Source organism: bacterium (genome assembly GCA_040753555.1).
In the GTDB taxonomy this organism is placed as follows: Bacteria; UBA9089; UBA9088; order UBA9088; family UBA9088; genus JBFLYE01.
In genome coordinates this window covers 1-16,531 of the sequence record JBFMDZ010000004.1, presented here as the reverse complement: position 1 = coordinate 16,531, position 16,531 = coordinate 1, and the positions used below count along the sequence as shown (strand labels likewise).

19 protein-coding genes are annotated in these 16,531 nt (G+C 33.3%); 8 read left to right on the top strand and 11 right to left on the bottom strand.

Annotated elements, in window-relative coordinates:
* Nucleotides 1-20: 20 nt before the first annotated feature.
* From AB1630_00820 to AB1630_00795, 6 genes are read right to left on the bottom strand one after another with little or no spacing between them, the layout of a single operon-like run.
* Nucleotides 21-1,208 carry a hypothetical protein gene (locus tag AB1630_00820; protein MEW6102354.1) on the bottom strand — a complete coding sequence of 396 codons (1,188 nt, stop codon included), beginning with the start codon at nt 1,206-1,208 and terminating at the stop codon, nt 21-23.
* Nucleotides 1,209-1,210: 2 nt separating this feature from the next.
* Nucleotides 1,211-3,082 carry a carbamoyltransferase gene (locus AB1630_00815; GenBank protein ID MEW6102353.1) on the bottom strand — a complete coding sequence of 624 codons (1,872 nt, stop codon included), beginning with the start codon at nt 3,080-3,082 and terminating at the stop codon, nt 1,211-1,213.
* Entirely contained in the window at nt 3,082-3,231 is a 150-nt protein-coding gene (locus AB1630_00810) for a DUF5989 family protein (GenBank protein ID MEW6102352.1), read from the bottom strand. The genes AB1630_00815 and AB1630_00810 overlap by 1 nt, the downstream gene beginning before the upstream one ends.
* Before the next feature lie 16 nt (nt 3,232-3,247).
* Nucleotides 3,248-3,649: a hypothetical protein gene (locus AB1630_00805; protein ID MEW6102351.1), complete on the bottom strand. Its 402-nt coding sequence runs from the start codon at nt 3,647-3,649 to the stop codon at nt 3,248-3,250.
* 49 nt (nt 3,650-3,698) lie between these two features.
* Complete coding sequence (locus AB1630_00800) at nt 3,699-4,382, bottom strand: glycosyltransferase family 2 protein (GenBank protein MEW6102350.1); 684 nt, start codon at nt 4,380-4,382, stop codon at nt 3,699-3,701.
* Complete coding sequence (locus AB1630_00795; protein ID MEW6102349.1) at nt 4,379-5,539, bottom strand: glycosyltransferase family 39 protein; 1,161 nt, start codon at nt 5,537-5,539, stop codon at nt 4,379-4,381. Before AB1630_00795 ends, AB1630_00800 begins: the two co-directional genes overlap by 4 nt.
* A 57-nt stretch (nt 5,540-5,596) precedes the next feature.
* Between AB1630_00795 and AB1630_00790 the strand changes: the two genes are divergently transcribed.
* The 4 genes from AB1630_00790 to nadD are packed head-to-tail and all read left to right on the top strand — an operon-like array spanning nt 5,597 to nt 8,278.
* Nucleotides 5,597-6,826, top strand: coding sequence for a glutamate-5-semialdehyde dehydrogenase (locus tag AB1630_00790; protein MEW6102348.1), 1,230 nt, complete (start codon nt 5,597-5,599; stop codon nt 6,824-6,826).
* 24 nt (nt 6,827-6,850) lie between these two features.
* Complete coding sequence (locus tag AB1630_00785; protein MEW6102347.1) at nt 6,851-7,111, top strand: hypothetical protein; 261 nt, start codon at nt 6,851-6,853, stop codon at nt 7,109-7,111.
* Nucleotides 7,111-7,695, top strand: a complete 585-nt coding sequence (locus AB1630_00780) for a hypothetical protein (GenBank protein MEW6102346.1) — start codon at nt 7,111-7,113, stop codon at nt 7,693-7,695. The genes AB1630_00785 and AB1630_00780 overlap by 1 nt, the downstream gene beginning before the upstream one ends.
* Nucleotides 7,696-7,699: 4 nt before the next feature.
* Nucleotides 7,700-8,278 carry a nicotinate-nucleotide adenylyltransferase gene (gene nadD / locus AB1630_00775; protein ID MEW6102345.1) on the top strand — a complete coding sequence of 193 codons (579 nt, stop codon included), beginning with the start codon at nt 7,700-7,702 and terminating at the stop codon, nt 8,276-8,278.
* A 221-nt stretch (nt 8,279-8,499) separates the two neighbouring features.
* On the opposite strand, the gene AB1630_00770 is transcribed toward nadD, so the two are convergent.
* The 5 genes from AB1630_00770 to AB1630_00750 all read right to left on the bottom strand — a co-directional run bounded on the left by AB1630_00770 (nt 8,500) and on the right by AB1630_00750 (nt 13,658).
* Complete coding sequence (locus tag AB1630_00770; protein MEW6102344.1) at nt 8,500-9,492, bottom strand: radical SAM protein; 993 nt, start codon at nt 9,490-9,492, stop codon at nt 8,500-8,502.
* Nucleotides 9,493-9,655: 163 nt separating this feature from the next.
* Nucleotides 9,656-10,171, bottom strand: coding sequence for a cob(I)yrinic acid a,c-diamide adenosyltransferase (locus AB1630_00765; GenBank protein ID MEW6102343.1), 516 nt, complete (start codon nt 10,169-10,171; stop codon nt 9,656-9,658).
* Between the two features lie 19 nt (nt 10,172-10,190).
* Nucleotides 10,191-11,807, bottom strand: a complete 1,617-nt coding sequence (locus AB1630_00760; GenBank protein ID MEW6102342.1) for an ATP-binding protein — start codon at nt 11,805-11,807, stop codon at nt 10,191-10,193.
* Between the two features lie 116 nt (nt 11,808-11,923).
* Entirely contained in the window at nt 11,924-12,691 is a 768-nt protein-coding gene (locus AB1630_00755) for an ABC transporter ATP-binding protein (protein ID MEW6102341.1), read from the bottom strand.
* Complete coding sequence (locus AB1630_00750) at nt 12,657-13,658, bottom strand: iron ABC transporter permease (GenBank protein MEW6102340.1); 1,002 nt, start codon at nt 13,656-13,658, stop codon at nt 12,657-12,659. The genes AB1630_00755 and AB1630_00750 overlap by 35 nt, the downstream gene beginning before the upstream one ends.
* A 473-nt stretch (nt 13,659-14,131) precedes the next feature.
* Here AB1630_00750 and AB1630_00745 point away from each other — a divergent pair, with 473 nt between their 5' ends.
* Genes AB1630_00745 through AB1630_00730 form a run of 4 tightly spaced genes read left to right on the top strand, consistent with a single transcriptional unit; the run spans nt 14,132 to nt 16,434 of the window.
* Nucleotides 14,132-14,656 carry a sigma-70 family RNA polymerase sigma factor gene (locus tag AB1630_00745; protein ID MEW6102339.1) on the top strand — a complete coding sequence of 175 codons (525 nt, stop codon included), beginning with the start codon at nt 14,132-14,134 and terminating at the stop codon, nt 14,654-14,656.
* The gene (locus AB1630_00740) at nt 14,646-14,876 is read left to right on the top strand and encodes a hypothetical protein (GenBank protein ID MEW6102338.1); all 231 of its coding nucleotides are present in this window, start codon (nt 14,646-14,648) and stop codon (nt 14,874-14,876) included. The genes AB1630_00745 and AB1630_00740 overlap by 11 nt, the downstream gene beginning before the upstream one ends.
* A gap of 42 nt (nt 14,877-14,918) precedes the next feature.
* Nucleotides 14,919-15,830 (top strand): Yip1 family protein, encoded by a 912-nt coding sequence (locus AB1630_00735; GenBank protein ID MEW6102337.1) that lies wholly within the window; start codon nt 14,919-14,921, stop codon nt 15,828-15,830.
* 4 nt (nt 15,831-15,834) lie between these two features.
* Entirely contained in the window at nt 15,835-16,434 is a 600-nt protein-coding gene (locus AB1630_00730; protein ID MEW6102336.1) for a GyrI-like domain-containing protein, read from the top strand.
* Nucleotides 16,435-16,531: the final 97 nt, after the last annotated feature.

Sequence of the window (16,531 nt, the reverse complement as noted above, 5' to 3'; positions counted from 1 at the left end):
TCTTTTCTGTCAAGAAAATTCTATTTTTTTAATTTTGACAAAATTATAGGAGCCATCAATTCAGCAACACGCTTTGAACCAATAGGTGTTAAATGGCAATAGTCCATATATAAATGCTGTTTTTTAGTCTCAACTGACCCAATGGTAGAAATATCATAAAAATCTATACTATATTTCTTAAAAATATCGGGTAGTAATTGTCTAATTATTTTTATATTTTCTATTCTTAAAGAGAAGCCTTGTTTTAAGGTAATTTCTTTTCTTAAAGCATCTTCTTTGCTTAAATAGTTATCATTCTCAAGAATTACCTCTGGCTGAAGAAAAACCATTATGTCAAAATTATAAAGTTTTGATAAACATTGAAATTGAAGATATGCGCGTAAAAATGTATCCCTTGCAATATCTTTATAGTTATTTGGGAATTCCTCCTCTTTTTTTGAAACCAAAACAGGGCTTTTAGAGGATGAATATTTTACAACCTCCTTTCTCTCCCAAATTTTTTCAACAACCTTTTCAACTACCTTAAAAAAATAGCTAAATTTGCTTAAATACCTGCTTGTTGTATATAATGTAAATAATAATCCCCTGTTATTAAAACCTGGGATAAGATAAACAGAGGAATAACTATAATCCTGAAAATGATTAAGTTTCTTGGTATTATAAAAATCATTATGGCCATCAAAGAAAATGACCATATCTGGAGAATATTCATATAAACATTCATTAAAATAAATTAGATGCTGAAAGGTCTGATAGCCTGTTACAGCTGCATTGATAACCTCTACCTTTAAGTTAATATTTTTCTTCTTTAGCTCTTCATTAAGTATATTTTCTAAAAAATAATTTATGGTTTCGTTGTTTAGCAATCCCCTACATTTTGGATAAAAATCTGCTTTTTGAACACCTATACCATATAAAGCCGATGCCCCCATCATAATTATCCTAAATGTATTTGCTTTCCTTATCTTTGAAATTGGATGATTATTTCTAAATCCATCAATAGAATGAATTTTTTGACCATTAGTATCCCATTTTCTTGAATATTCAGGATTTAATTGATGGCCACGATAGGGATGATATAAATGCCTTGTGCTAATATCGCCCTTTGTCATATCCATTGTTTTAAGATAAAAAAGGGATAAAAATTCTGTTAGTATTATTAAAAATATAAACATAAAAAGAATATAAATTGTTTCTTTTTTTATCATCTCTAATCTAATGCAAACTCCTTTTTCCAGCCTTTATCTATAAAAATTGGCTGATCATTTTTAAGAAAAAGGTAATTATTGATAACAAGGCCATCCATTTCGGTTCGCATAAAGCATCTATAGGCATCCTCGGGTGTGCATACAACGGGTTCTCCTCTAACATTAAAGCTTGTATTAACCAATAATCCATAGCCTGATTGTTGTTTAAATGTATTAAGTAGTTGCCAAAATCTTGGATTTGTATTTTTAGATACACTCTGAATCCGTGCGGAATAATCTAAGTGCGTTACACAGGGAATATCAGACCTTAAAAAATATAGCCTTTCATATAAACCTCTTTTTTCAAAATCTTCTGGTAGCTTATTTCTTCTTTCTTCTTTAACAGGGGCTACAAGAAGCATATATGGAGATATTTTTTCTAGCTTAAAATATTCTTTTACATCTTCTTCAAGCACAGAGGGAGCAAAGGGTCTGAATCCTTCTCTATATTTAATCTTTAAATTCAATCTTTTCTGCATATCAGGAGAGCGAGGGTCTGCCAGGACACTTCTGTTTCCAAGTGCACGAGGTCCAAACTCCATCCTTCCTTGAAACCATCCAACTACCTTTTTCTCTGAAATTAACCTACAAACCTCGTCGCATAATTTTCCAAAATCTTCAAAATGGGTACAGGAAGATTGATATTTATTGATGACATACTTAATATCATTCTCATCATATTCAGGCCCTAAAAAAGCTCCTTTCATTTGATCTTTAAGAGGAATCTTTCTTTCGTTGTTATAGTATAAAAACCAAATACCCAAGGCAGCGCCTAAAGCACCTCCAGCATCACCTGCTGCAGGTTGAATCCACAAGTCATCAAATAGATGTTCCTGAATAATTTTACCATTTGCAACACAATTTAGTGCAACGCCGCCAGCCATTACTAAATTTTCACATTTTGTAATTGCCTTAGCTGTTTTTGCAAGTTTAAGGACGATTTCCTCAAGAACCTGTTGGGCTGCTAATGCCAAATTCATATAGGGTTGGGTTAGTTCAGATTCTGGTTCTCTTCTTTTAATTCCAAAAAGTTTAAACCAAAGAGAATCCTTACACATTGTCAATCCCGTTGCATACTCAAAGTATTTCATATTTAATAAAATTGAACCATCTTCTTTAATATCAACCAATTCATCTGTAATAATTTTTCTAAATCTCTTTGTCTCTTCGGAATTTTTATCTCCATAGGGTGCAAGCCCCATTAGCTTGTATTCGCCACTATTTACCCTGAATCCACAATAATAAGTAAAGGCTGAATATAACAGCCCTATTGAGTGGGGAAAATCTAGCTCTTTAAAAATTGTTATTTTATTTCCCTCACCATATCCAATGGTCGCTGTAGCCCATTCTCCTACACCATCTATTGTTAAGATAGCTGCTTTTTCAAAAGGGGATGGATAAAATGCAGATGCTGCATGTGAAAAATGGTGCTCTGAAAACAACAATTTTGGTTTACCAGAACCAATTTTTGAAAGCTCTTTTAAAATAATATTTTTTAAGAATAGCTTTTCTTTAATCCAAACAGGGATTGCCATTAAAAAGCTTTTTAAGCCCTTTGGAGAAAAAGCATAATAGGTCTCTAGCAAACGCTCAAATTTTATGTATGGCTTATCATAAAATACAACGCAAGATAGGTCTTTTAATTCAATGCCTGATTCATTCAAGACAAATCTAATTGAATGAATGGGAAAAGATGGGTCGTATTTTTTTCGGCTAAATCGCTCTTCTTGTGAGGCTGCAAAAATTTCACCATCTATTACTAGTGCTGCGGCGCTATCATGATAATAGGCAGATATACCTAAAATAGCATTTCTTTTTGTTTTCTCTTCTTGCATTAAAATAGAGTATATATAAATGGCGATATTGCAGTGCCACTAGAGATAAAAATAAGAATGCCTAGTAAAAGAAGGATGATTATTGTAGGCAATAACCAAAATTTCTTTCTTTTCATTAGAAATCCAAAAAAATCTCGTAAAAAATCCATATCTACCTCCTATATCTTAAAATGGGTGAACCAAATCCTCCTTACAAAATACATAGTTTCTTTCTCTAAATATAGAATTATTATTCTTTTTAAATTGTTTTATCTTTAAAATATCACCCCTAAAAAAATTTGATAAAAACCCTAATGGTGTAACAAATAGAAAAAAAACAATGGTCAGTATTATATTAGGGACAATAAAGCTTAAAATATGGGATAATCCAAACCATAAAATAGTTAGGGGCCGAAGTATTTGAGGATAGACCATACCAACAATTAAGAAAAATAAAGCTACAATGAAAAAAATGTGAGCTTTTAAATAATGATTTATCAATAGGCACAGAAAAACAGCTGCCATACAGCTATCTTTGTCTTTTTCTTTCGTCATTCCTTGAATAAATCCTCTAATTGTTTTTTTCATCAAGATAAAAAATATATCATCCAAAATTTCTCGTGTCAATAAAATTTTACTAATCCCAAAATCTATATTTTACAAGTGTCCAAATAGCCTCTACTCCATCCTTCCAATTTATTTTCTTTCCCTCCTCTATTTTTCTGGGAAAATAGGATATTGGAAGCTCTAAAATCTCATAGCCCTTTTTTAAAACCTTGGCTGTAACCTCAGGACAAAATTCAAATTTCTTACATTTTAAATTTAAGGATTTTATTACATCTGTCTTAAATACCTTATAACAGGTTGGTTCGTCTGTAATATGTGAGCCATAAAGGATGTTTGTAAGTAAGGAAAGAAATTTACCTCCCAAGGCATATCTTAGATAAGAAAATTTACCCTTCCCCAAAACACGAGAGCCATAAACAACATCTACCTTTCCTTCCATAATAGGCTTAACTAATTTATAGTAGTCTTCTGGGTCATATTCTAAGTCAGCATCCTGGATGATAATTATATCTCCAGATGCCTTTTCCAAGCCTGTTCTTATTGCAGAGCCTTTGCCTCTATTTTCTGAATGAAAAAGCTTAATAACATTCTTCTGGTTTATCCTTTGTTCTATAATCTCCCTTGTTCCATCACTTGAATAATCATCAATGATAATGATTTCTTTAGGAAGATTTATTGCCTCTATTTTTTTTATTATCTCCTCTATTGTATCCTTCTCATTATAAACAGGCATAATAACAGATAGTAGCTTCATTTTAATTTTAAAATCTTAATAACCGCCCTTGCAGAAAATACCAAAAGATGAGGCATTATGGGTAGATTATACCTTGGAATTGCAAGAAAAAATAGGGTATGCAGAAAAGAAATATATATAATAATGGTAAGAAGGGGAAGAAAAATTTTCCATCTTTCCCATCCAATAATAATTCCTAATAATCCAAAAAAAATAACTAAATATTGAACTATGGCAAGAAATACCTTTATCTTTGGATATGGCCTTAAAACCTCCTTTCCACCAGGAATCCAAAACCATAATCTATATAGCTTTTTTGGCCATAATTTAATATAACCCAATGGATTTTCTCTTATGTTTTTAAATGCTTCCTTGCATAATTTTTTATCTACTTCAATAGTTGAAGAGCAAGAAGATGTTATCTTCTCCAAATCTTTAGGATCCCAATACCTCCAATCTCCATCCCAGGGAAGATATGTACCTGGCCAAAAACTAAGTCCTACACCTGTTGCAACAGGAACAAAGGTATGAAACCTTATATAATTTCTGATTGTCCAAGGAATTATTGTAATACCCATAAAGAAAGAAAGAAGAAAAAAGTCTAGGATCGCCTCCTTTCTTTTTTTAATGAATAAAAAAGAGATTAAAAAGAAAAGGGGAGAAAGAATGGTTATGCTCCTTGTGAGTGTTGTAAGCCCAAGGAATATTCCTGCTAAAATTAAAAATTTTCTCTTTTCTACACCCTTCATTATAAACAAGATTGATATAGAAAGGAGAAATATAAAGAGTGTCTCTGTAAGGATAAAACCCGTTGTAGTAATAAAATGGGGATATAAAGCACAGAAAAGAGATGCCAAAATTCCACAATTTCTTCCAAAAACCTTCTTTCCTATAAAATAAACCATAATAGCGGTTAGGCTTCCAAGAATTGCCTGGGCAATTTTTACCGCTAAAAGGCTATGTCCAAATATAAGGTAAATTATGGATAGAAATAATGGATAGATTGGTTCCCTGTGTGGTGTTGGTTTTCCACCAGAATGAAAGCTCATATGTTGAGCAATGTTTAAACCTATTTCATCATATCCACCTGAATCTACTGCCTTTAAATCTGGAAAGAAAGAAAGAAACAAAAGCCTTAAAGCCAATCCCAAAATGAAAATACCACATAATGTTTTCATTTTAAATAGTATAAAAAATCCTTTACAAAAAATCCACTTTAATTTATACTTCCTTTTATGGAAACAAGAGAAATTGCAAAGAAGGCAAAGGAGTGTTCTTATAGGCTCCTTAGTCTTTCATCAAAGGAAAAAGACGATATTCTCCTTAAAATAGCAAGTAAAATTTCTGAAAAAGAAAAAGATTTGCTTAAAGAAAATGAGAAGGATTTAAGCTATGCAAAAGGGATAGGCCTATCTTCTGCCTTGACAGATAGGCTTTTGCTTAATGAAAAAAGGGTAGGGGATATGGTTTCTGGAATTAGGGCTGTTGCCTTGCTTCCTGACCCTGTTTTTGAGGTCTATGATATGACAAGAAGGCCAAATGGGATGCTGGTTGGAAAAATGAGGCACCCTTTAGGTGTAATTGGGATAATCTATGAGGCAAGGCCAAATGTTACAGCCGATGCCTTTTCTCTGTGCTTTAAATCTTCTAATTCTGTAATATTAAAAGGTGGCTCTGAGGCTTTAAATTCCAATAAATTTATTGTCAATCTTATAAAGGATGCTTTGGGAGATTTAAAGGATGCCATAGGTTTTATTGAAGAAAGGGGAGGCGTTAAGGAGTTAGTATCCCTTAAAGAATACATAGATTGCATAATATTGCGGGGAGGAAAAAGGCTTATTGAAGAAATTGGAGAAGGAGCAAAGGTTCCTATTATTAGCCATGGAGAGGGGATATGCCATGTCTATATTGATAATGAGGCAGACCTAAATATGGCATCTGAGATTGCCTATAATGCCAAAGTCCAAAGACCAGGGGTTTGTAATGCAATGGAAACATTGCTTGTTCACTCTGATATTGCAAGAGATATTCTACCAAATTTAATAAAAAGATTGAAGGATGCAGGATGTGAGATAAGGGGAGATGAAAGGGTAGGGGAGATTGTTCAAAATATTATTCCTACAACAGAGGATGATTGGAAAACCGAATATTTAAGCCTTATTTTATCCATAAAAGTCGTTTCCTCTCTGGATGAGGCAATATTTCATATAAACCATTATGGCTCGCATCATTCTGACTCCATTATAACAAATTCTTATAGTAAAACTTTAAGATTTCTTAAAGAAATTGATTCTGCTAGTGTCTATGTAAATGTTTCAACCAGGTTCACAGATGGGTTTGAATTTGGCTTAGGGGCTGAAATCGGCACATCAACCCAGAAGCTCCATGCCAGGGGTCCAATGGGGCTAAAAGAGCTTACATCTTCAAAGTTTATCATTTTTGGAGAGGGTCAGATTAGAAAATAAAATTTTTTGGCAGAATGAAGTCAAATGAAAACACTCTCACCCGATACACAACCTGAGGCAGAAAAGGTATTAATTGAATTATTGCGAAAGGCACCTGCCTGGCGAAAAATAGAAATGGTTAGTCAAATAACCACTGCCTGTCGAGAATTGGCGTTAATTGGTCTTAGAAGACGGTATCCTGAAGCAAATGATGATGAGCTTAAAAAACGGCTGGCAGCATTAGTGCTTCCTCGAGAAATAGTCATTCGTGCCTATAACTGGGATCCTGAAAAGGAGGGTTATTAATGCTATTAGAGCCGACATTTGTTGCGTTAAAACTTGTCTCATTCTTTGAGAAATTGGATATCCCATATTTTATTGGTGGCTCTTTGGCAAGTGCAATATATGGTGTGGTTCGTGCAACCAATGATGTTGATATAGTGGCTGATTTAAAGATGGAGCATATTCTCCCATTAAAAGAAGCACTTCAAGATGAATTTTATATTGATGAAGAGATGATAAAAGAAGCGATTAAAAGGAAAAGCTCATTTAATCTTATCTACTTAGAATGGATGTTTAAGATAGATATTTTTGTCTTTGATTGTCATCCTTATACCCAAGAACAACTTAGGCGACGATACAAAGAGATAGTAATCCGCAATCCCGAACAAACTGCCTATATCTCTACACCTGAAGATACTATCTTAAGTAAATTGCAATGGTATAAAATGGGTGGCGAGGTATCGGATAGACAGTGGAGTGATGTATTAGGGGTATTGAAGGTGCAAGGGAGGCGATTGGATATGAAATATCTTCTCTGTTGGGCAGATAAATTGAATTTAAAGCATTTGTTGAAGAAAAGTCTGGAGGAAGCTGGAATAGAGGGATAAAATTATGAACATTGGAATAATGGGTGGTGTATTTGACCCTGTCCATTTTGGCCATCTCCAAGCCGCAGAAATAGTTAAAGAAAAACTTAAACTTGAAATGGTTTTGTTTGTTCCATCAGGCATTCCTCCACATAAACCAAAACCAATTGCAAATTCAAAAGATAGATTTAAGATGTTAAAGTTATCCTTAAAGAATAATAAATCATTTATTCCAGTGAACCTTGAAATTAAAAAAAGGGGATATTCATATACAATAGATACAATTAGGGAGATAAAATCTATTTATGGCGATAAAAACGATTATTATTTTATCATAGGCACAGATACAATCCCCGAGCTTTGTAAGTGGAAGGATGTAAAAGGGCTTTTTGAAATGATAAGATTTGTGGCGGTAACAAGAGAAGGATTTGCTCAATGCTCAATGCTCAATGCAAAATGCAAAATAGAATTGATTGAATTTCCAACATTGGCTGTTTCATCAAGCCTTATAAGGGAGAGGATAAAAAAGGGGCTTTCTATAAAATATTTTATTCCAGATAGCGTAGAAAGGTATATCCAAGAAAAGGGCATTTACAAATCCTGAAGTTCTTAATTTCCAAAGTTTGGAAGTTATGAAGTTCCTAATTTCTGAAGTTTAGAAGTTTTGAATTTCATTCTTCTTCCCAAACCTCTTCAAAGCCAATTTTCTACTCTTGTAACTACTCAGGTTTTTTAAGTTTTGCCTTATAAATCAATAGTATAATCTCCTACCTGTTTTTTACAAATAATATTTGTAACTATTCATTATATATTAAAATATTCAAATTACATATAAACCCAGCAATGGGGGTCAGGAGCTAAATAATCACCGCTAATTGCTAAAGTCATTGCCCGACAGCCATAGCAATCAGGAATCTTGCATTTTTTCTCATTGCATATACCCTTAAAATTCTTTTTGTCTACAATCTTTCTTAACACCTCTGATTTTTCAAAGATCTCAGTTAAAGGCTTTTCTAAAAGATTACCAACAGTTAGGTTAAACCTTCGGCAGGGTAGGGCAGTGCCATCAGGAAGGATTGCCAGACCATCCCTACCAGCAATACATTCTGCCCCATATAATTGGATTTTATTATCAAATTCTACACGAATAGCCCGATATTTGACCATTTCAGAAGGCACATATATTTCACCAACCTGTTTAAAAATATGTTGATAGAGGCTGTTTAGTTCTTTTCCTGAAACCACTTCTTTAAGATATTTTTTTCCCTGGCCTAAAGGGAAAAATCGCTCAATAATATATCCATCAATCCCAAGTTCCTTAGCAAAACCAAATAATTCCATTGCCTCTGGGAGATTACGCTTAAGCAGGGTGAACATAATCACCACCGAGAAACTTTGTGACTTTAGTGCTTCAATCCCCTCAATTGCCTTTTTGAATGAACCCTTGCCACGAATACTATCATTGCTTTCTTTTGTAATTCCATCCAAGGAAATATAAAACTCTTTTAATCCACTATGCTTAATGTCTGAAATATATTTACTTACCAGGGTACCATTGCTAATGAGGTTTAAGTTTGTATTAAAAGACTTAAGGTAATCAACCAAAGCCCATAATTCTGGTTTAAGGAGGGGCTCTCCACCTGTTAGGGCAATTTTTAAGCCTTTATTCCAAAGTTTTGAGCTAGAAATTAGATTATCAGAGATTAACTTTAACTTTGAGAAAGGCAATTCATTTGAAGCGCTAAATTGCTCTTGATAGCAATGTAGACAGCGAAGATTACATCTGTCGGTAATGTGCCATTGGATATAAAAATACATATTCTAATTCTAAAGTTCTTAAGTTTAGAAGTTCCAAAGTTCTAAATTTTAGCCATAATTTATGTTCGGATAATAAACATTATGTGAACTTGGAGGAAATACAATACAAATAAAAAACCATTAAAAGTCTGTACCTCTGCGTCTTTGCCACTTTGTGCCTTCTTTAAAATTCAATCCCTTTTCTTCCTTTTATTCCTTTATCAAAGGGATGTTTTATGTTTTTTATCTCACTAACTAGGTCTACATTTTCAATTAGGTTTTCTGGAAAGTCCCTTCCTGTAAGGACAAGCTCTAAATTTTCTGGCTTTTTCTCCAATATTTCTAAAAATTCTGCCTCTTTTATAAATCCATCCCTTAAAGAGACAATTATCTCATCTAAAATAAGCACATCATATTTATTCTCTTGATAAAGCTTTTTTACAAATTCTAAACCACTTAAACATTCATTGCGTATCTCCTTATTTTTCACATCTTTATCAAAGTATGGGTGCTTTTTTGCGAAGCCATAAATATCCACACCCAATTTTTCCAATACCATTATCTCTCCGTAGCCATATTTTTCGGGGTCTTTATGAAAATGGATATAGCATACCCTCATACCCTGCCCTATTGCCCTTATTGCAAGTCCACAAGCAGATGTAGTCTTTCCCTTTCCATCACCTGTATAGACCTGAAGCATTGATATTTTATATTAAAATTTATTTGCTATATATCGGAAGAAATATCTTAAAGCAAGAACCTTTGCCAAGCTCTGATTCTAATTCAATCCTTCCCGAATGCTTTTCTACTATCTCATTTACAATGGAAAGACCCAATCCTAAACCTTTTGGCTTTGTGGTAAAGAATGTGGAAAATATCTTGTCCTTTATTTCAGGGGCAATTCCAGGGCCTGTATCAGAGATATCTATCCTTACAAAATCTCCCTCTTTTTCTACCTTTATTCCCAAGATCCCTTTTCCCTCCATAGATTGAATGGCATTTTGGATGATATTTGTAAATACCTCTTCAAGTTTCTTAGGGTCAGCAAGGATTGGTTCATCGTATGCTATATCTATCGTTTTCTCTATGTTAGAAAGCTTATCCTCAACAAGAAAGAGAGAGTCTTCAATTGTCTTTGTAATACTTACATTCTCCTTCTTTATCTTTATCTCCTTTGCAAAACTGGATATACCCTCAACCAGCTTTTCCATAATAAAGCCTGCTCTCTCCACTTTATTTAATGTCTCAAGAACCTTATCATCTTTTACAGCCTTCTTTGCAAACATCGTTGAAAGCAAAACAATAGTTAATGGATTCCTTAAGTCATGGGCTATCTTTTCTGTAATCTTTCCTACTGCAGCCATCCTTTCTTGATGAATAAGCTCTTCCTTTGTCTTTTTGAGGGAATCAGTAAGGTCTTCTGTAAGTGCAATTTTACCAAAAACAATGGATAGGTAATTTAGAATGGTAGAAAATAATTTGATATTTTCCTTTAAAAATGGGGATTCCCTGGCTATAGATAAAAGCCCAAATTCATAATCATTGATAATGATAGGAAGGCTTATTGAGGATGAAAGAAGGGATTTAAAGCTTTTCCTTGAAGGTTTTGCATCAAGCCTTTTTATTTCCCAGGTAAAGTTAAAAAGATTGGGTATAGAGGGGGCAAACAAAGAGAATTTGTGAGAAAGAAATTCCATAAGCTTTGCCTCTTCTATCCTTCTTGAGGTAGCTAGATATATCTTTTTTTGTGGAATAATGGTAATTGCGATAATTTCAGGATTTAATAATTTTGATAAAGCATCATGTGTATAGTTTACAATCTGAGAAATATAGGAAGATGCCATTATATTCCTTGAGAATGAAACAAGGGTTTTAAAATCATTTACCTTTTTCTTTATATCTTCTAGGTTTGCAAAGGAGAATTTAATTGATGCGGCATTTGCTAATGCTTCTATTCTTTTTAAATCATCTTGTGTGAAATCACTTTTATCAACCTTGTTATTCACATTTAACACACCAAATAGAAAATTATTGTGCTTAATGGGGCAGGAGATAAGGGACTTTGTCCAGTATCTTTTCTTTGATTTCCTTAAAAACCTTACATCCTGTTCTATATCCTCAATAAAGAGGGGTTCTCCTGTTTTTGCAACATAACCTGCTATTCCCTCTCCAATACCCTCTCTTGTTCTCTTTACTATATTTTGGGGAAGACCAATAGAGGCAATAATCACAAGCTCTTTTTCTTCTTCATCAAGCACCATAACCGAGGCAAGGGAACATTTTAGCTTTTTTCTTGCCTCTTCCACCAACCACAAGCCTATATCAGAAAGTTTCATTTATACTATTTTCGTAAATGGTTGATTAGGTTTATCTCTATTTATCTAAAAAAATTATATCTTAATTCCATCCCATTTTGCAAGGAAAGATTGATGGATAAGGTTTGACCCTTATTTTACTTTGACACCAGAAATACATAAGGCTTGTGGCTCATTGGGTTTTCTCTTACTATTACCCTTGTTTTATATACATCCTCTATTGCTTGATATGTTAAGACCTCTTCAGGGCTTCCAATGTTATAAATTTTTCCCCCTGAAAGCAAAATGAGCCTATCGCAATATTCAGATGCTAGATTTAGGTCATGCAAGACAATGATTACTGTAAGGAACATCTCCTTGTTTAATTTTCTTACAAGGTTTAAAACTTCTATTTGATGGGTTATATCAAGATGGGTTGTAGGCTCATCCAATAGAAGAATCCTTGGACAAGAAGCCAAAGCCCTGCTAATAAAGACAAGTTGCCTCTCTCCTCCACTTAATTTGCTGATATACTTTTTTCTTTTATCCATTATCCCTGTTATTTCCATTGATTTTTCTATAACCTCTGTATCTTTCTTTGTTGTAAAGAGAAACCTTTGATGTGGAATCCTTCCTAGCATAACAAGGTCTTCTACCCTCATATCAAAGGCAATCTCCTCAATCTGGGAAACTACCCCTGTCATTTTTGCAAATTCTTTAAATCCCATTTTTCTAATATCTTTTTCTTCAAATACCACCCTACCCTTCTTTAATGGGATTACCTTACTTATAGCCCTTAAAAGGGTTGTCTTTCCACTTCCATTTGGCCCAATTATTCCAAAAATCTCACCTCTTTCTACATTAAAGCTTATATCAGAAAGGGAAAATTCATTATAACCACAAAAAATGCCCTCTACCTTTATCATTTCTTATTAAAAAATAGCTAAATAAAAGACCTCCAATTATGCCTGTAATTACGCCAACAGGTAGCTGGTATGGAGCAATGATTGTCCTTGCTATTGTATCGCAAAGGATAAGAAATCCTCCACCCAAAAGCCAGGATGAGATAAGAAGAAATCTATAATCCCATCCCAATATAAACCTGGCTATATGAGGAACAACCAAACCAACAAACCCAATTATCCCAGAAACAGAGACAGAAAATCCTACAAGAAGGGATGATATAAGAAAGAGAACCTTTTTTGTCTTCTCTGTATCTATACCCAGATTTAATGCCTTCTCCTCACCAAGGCAAAAGGCATTAAGGGATTGCGAAAAGAAAAATGAGATAAAAAGCCCTATTATTGAGGAAAATAAGGCAAGGTTAATAAAAGACCAGTTTGGCTCCTCTAATGAGCCCATTATCCAAAAGATAATCCCTTGCAGGTCTTCATGCTTTGATATGGCCATAATAAGCATAATTAGACCCCCTGATATAAAGCTTATCATTACACCAAGAAGCAGAAGGGAGGGAAGGCTTACTATTCTGTTTCTTGCTGATAAAAAATAAAGAATAAAGATAATAAAGCTAGCTCCAAGAAATCCGCTTAATGGAAGGGGAAGGCTTAAGGAAAGAACAATACTTAAACAAACAGCCAAAGCAGAACCTCCAGATATGCCCAATGTATATGGCTCAACTAGGGGATTACGAAATAATCCCTGAAGAATTGCACCTGATAAGGCTAATGACGAACCTATAGCAAACCCTAGAATTACTCTTGGAAGCCTTATATCAAAGAGAATTGTATGTTCTGTTGTCCTTTTTCCGTCAAGGATTACTTGAATAATTTTATTTAAAGAAATGGAATATGAGCCAATACACAAAGAAATGAGGGTTATTAGAAGAATTGCTATTAAGCCTACAAATATCAAAACAAAAAATTTCTTAATCATTGACTTACTATTTGTTGTTTATCTGCTGGACAAATATTATCAATAATCTCTGCAATATTCATCTTATCAAGAACTTATCTTAAGAATGACTAAAGAGCCAATTGTTTTGGAGAAAAACTTGATTTTGTCTTCTTAAAATATCTTCTATCATTCTATCTATTATATATATCGGTTTTTAAGAGGGTTAAACTTTAGATTTTTTTTGGAAATTCAATTCCTATTGTAAATAAGAGCGGAAAATGAGAATTAAAGTTTAGCACATTACATTAAATCTTGCAAATGGGTTTTTGAGTTTGAAAATAAAACCAATCTGTATGTATTCAGCTAATTAAAGAAAAGCGATGAGAAAACTTAAAATGAGTTTGTATAATTTTGTATAGATGGCTTAAGACAAAATAAACAATATTATGAAGAAAAGAGTCAAATGCATGCAAATATCGAATATTTTTAGCAAAAGATGTGTCTTATTTTAAATGGAAGATGATTTCTCCTTGATAAAACGCTATCTTGATGGAGAGAATAATTGCTTTGAGGAATTGGTTAAGAGGCATTGGAAGAGGGCTTGGATGGTTTCCTATAGAATAATTGGTGATTATGAGGAGGCAAAGGATATATCGCAGGAGGCATTTATAAAGGTTCTTCGCTCTATTTCTAACTTTAGGTTTGAATCATCATTTTCAACATGGCTTTATAGGATTGTTGTAAATCTATCAAAGAATTATTTAGAAAGGACAAAGAAAAAATTTCCCCTATGGGATAAAGAGGAATTGGAAATACCTGTCCCTTGTGATTTGGAGGAAAAATTTCAGGTTGACGAAATAAAAGATGCAATAAATACTCTAAAGGAGCCATATAGAATGTGTATTGTTTTAAAGGATATAGAGGGATTTTCTTATAAGGAAATAGCAAAAATCCTTGATTGCCCAATTGGCACTGTAATGTCTCGGCTCAATATGGGAAGAAAGATTTTAAAGGAAAAATTAAAAAATGGAAGATAGGGATTTTTTAGAATATTGGATAAGGCTTTCTGAAAAAATTGAAAAATCTAAAAAGCCATCAGTAAAGGATGAGTTTTTCACCCTCTTCTGGAAAGAGCCTTTTTTTGAATTATCAATTGCCTCATTTATATTTGGGATTGTAAGCATTAGGGTTTTTTCAATGCTTAAGCTATACGATATTTTCGAATATTTGCCAAAAATAATGGGTCTAATGTTATAAAATCAAAATGCAAAAATCAAAATTAAGGTAAAAATTATTAAAATGGTAAGAGAAATTAAAAATGTAATTTTTAAGCCAGATGAGGCATTTGAGGGAATAAGTGAAAAGGGGGCTATACTTACCTCATTTATTATCTATCTTCTAACAGAGACGCTATGGATAATCCTTCCCTTTCCATTAGAGGAGACAGAAATTATTACCCAAGTCCCATTTCTTGTGACTATTCCAATTGGATTCTTCCTTTATTCATTTATTATTCATTTTATAAGCAGAAGATATAGCCTTGAGGGAAGATTAAGGGGTCTTTTGTCTGTTTGGGGATATACTTGTGTGCCTTGTTTTCTTTCCCTCATTATATTTCCCCTTATTTATATTGGATGTAGGGGAAAGCCTATATTCTATATCTTTGCAGCTATTTTTTGTATTGCTACGCTTATTTGGGCAATAGCCCTACTAATTATTGCAATCAGGGTTATCTATAAATTTACCCTGAAGAGGGTTTTTATTGTCTTGTTCATCTTCTTCTGTCCAGCAAGCATTTTTGAAAGCATCTTTGTCTCCTGTAATGAGACATTTTTCTTTCAAAGCTATGATAATTTCTCAAAGATTGAGGGAATGGGAACACTTGGTAAATATTATTATTGTAGCATTACAAAGGATAAAATAACATATAAATTTAGAAAGCCTGAAATAGGTGAAACTGTTATATTTGTAAAAGAAGAAGATATAAACAAAAAGCCATTCTCTATTTGTCTGGCATTTGTTGATGAAGGCTTACCCGTTCATTCCTGGGTTATCGGTGAATGCAAAGAATATATTGGAAAGATAAAAGAGGAGACAAAGAATGGCTTTCTTGTTACACCCCTTGATTTATCTTGCAAAAAGCCCTTTGGTTTAATTAAAATAAAGCAGATAAAGGGAAGGGTTTGTAATATTATTGAGAAGGAGGAATAAAAGTATGGAAGAAATAAAGATTGATTTAGCAAAGGAATATAGAGCATATTATACCGCAAAAACAACCCCTGAAATTGTGGAGATTGAAGAGGGAAAATTCCTTATAATAGAAGGAAAGGGCTCTCCTGATGGCGATGAGTTTCAAGATAAAATCAGTGCTTTATACTCCCTTTCTTATGGTGTAAAAATGCTTTTGAAAAAAGGGAGAAGGGATTTTACTGTTGCAAAGCTTGAGGGATTATGGTGGGTAGATTCTGATAAACTGTACACAAAGGTTCCTCGTGAAGAATGGAGGTGGAAACTCCTCCTTCGTCAGCCTGAATTCATAAGTTCTGAAATCGTTGAAAAAGCTAAAAAAGAGGTTATAAAGAAGAAAAAAATAGAATTAGTAAATGAAATTAAATTTGAGAGGATGAAAGAAGGCAAATGTGTGCAAATCTTGCATATTGGTCCTTATTCCACTGAGCCTGAATCACTGGCAAAGATGTATAAACTTATGGAAGAAAAGAATCTTGTTTATAATGGATTTCATCACGAAATTTATCTTTCTGACCCAAGAAAAGTGTCAAATGAGAAATTCCCATTTTCCGCTACCTTGCAATAGGAATTGAATTTCCAAAAAAAAAATCTAAAGTTTAACCCTCTTAAAAACCGATATATATAATAGATAGAATGATAGAAGATATTTCAGAAGACAAAAT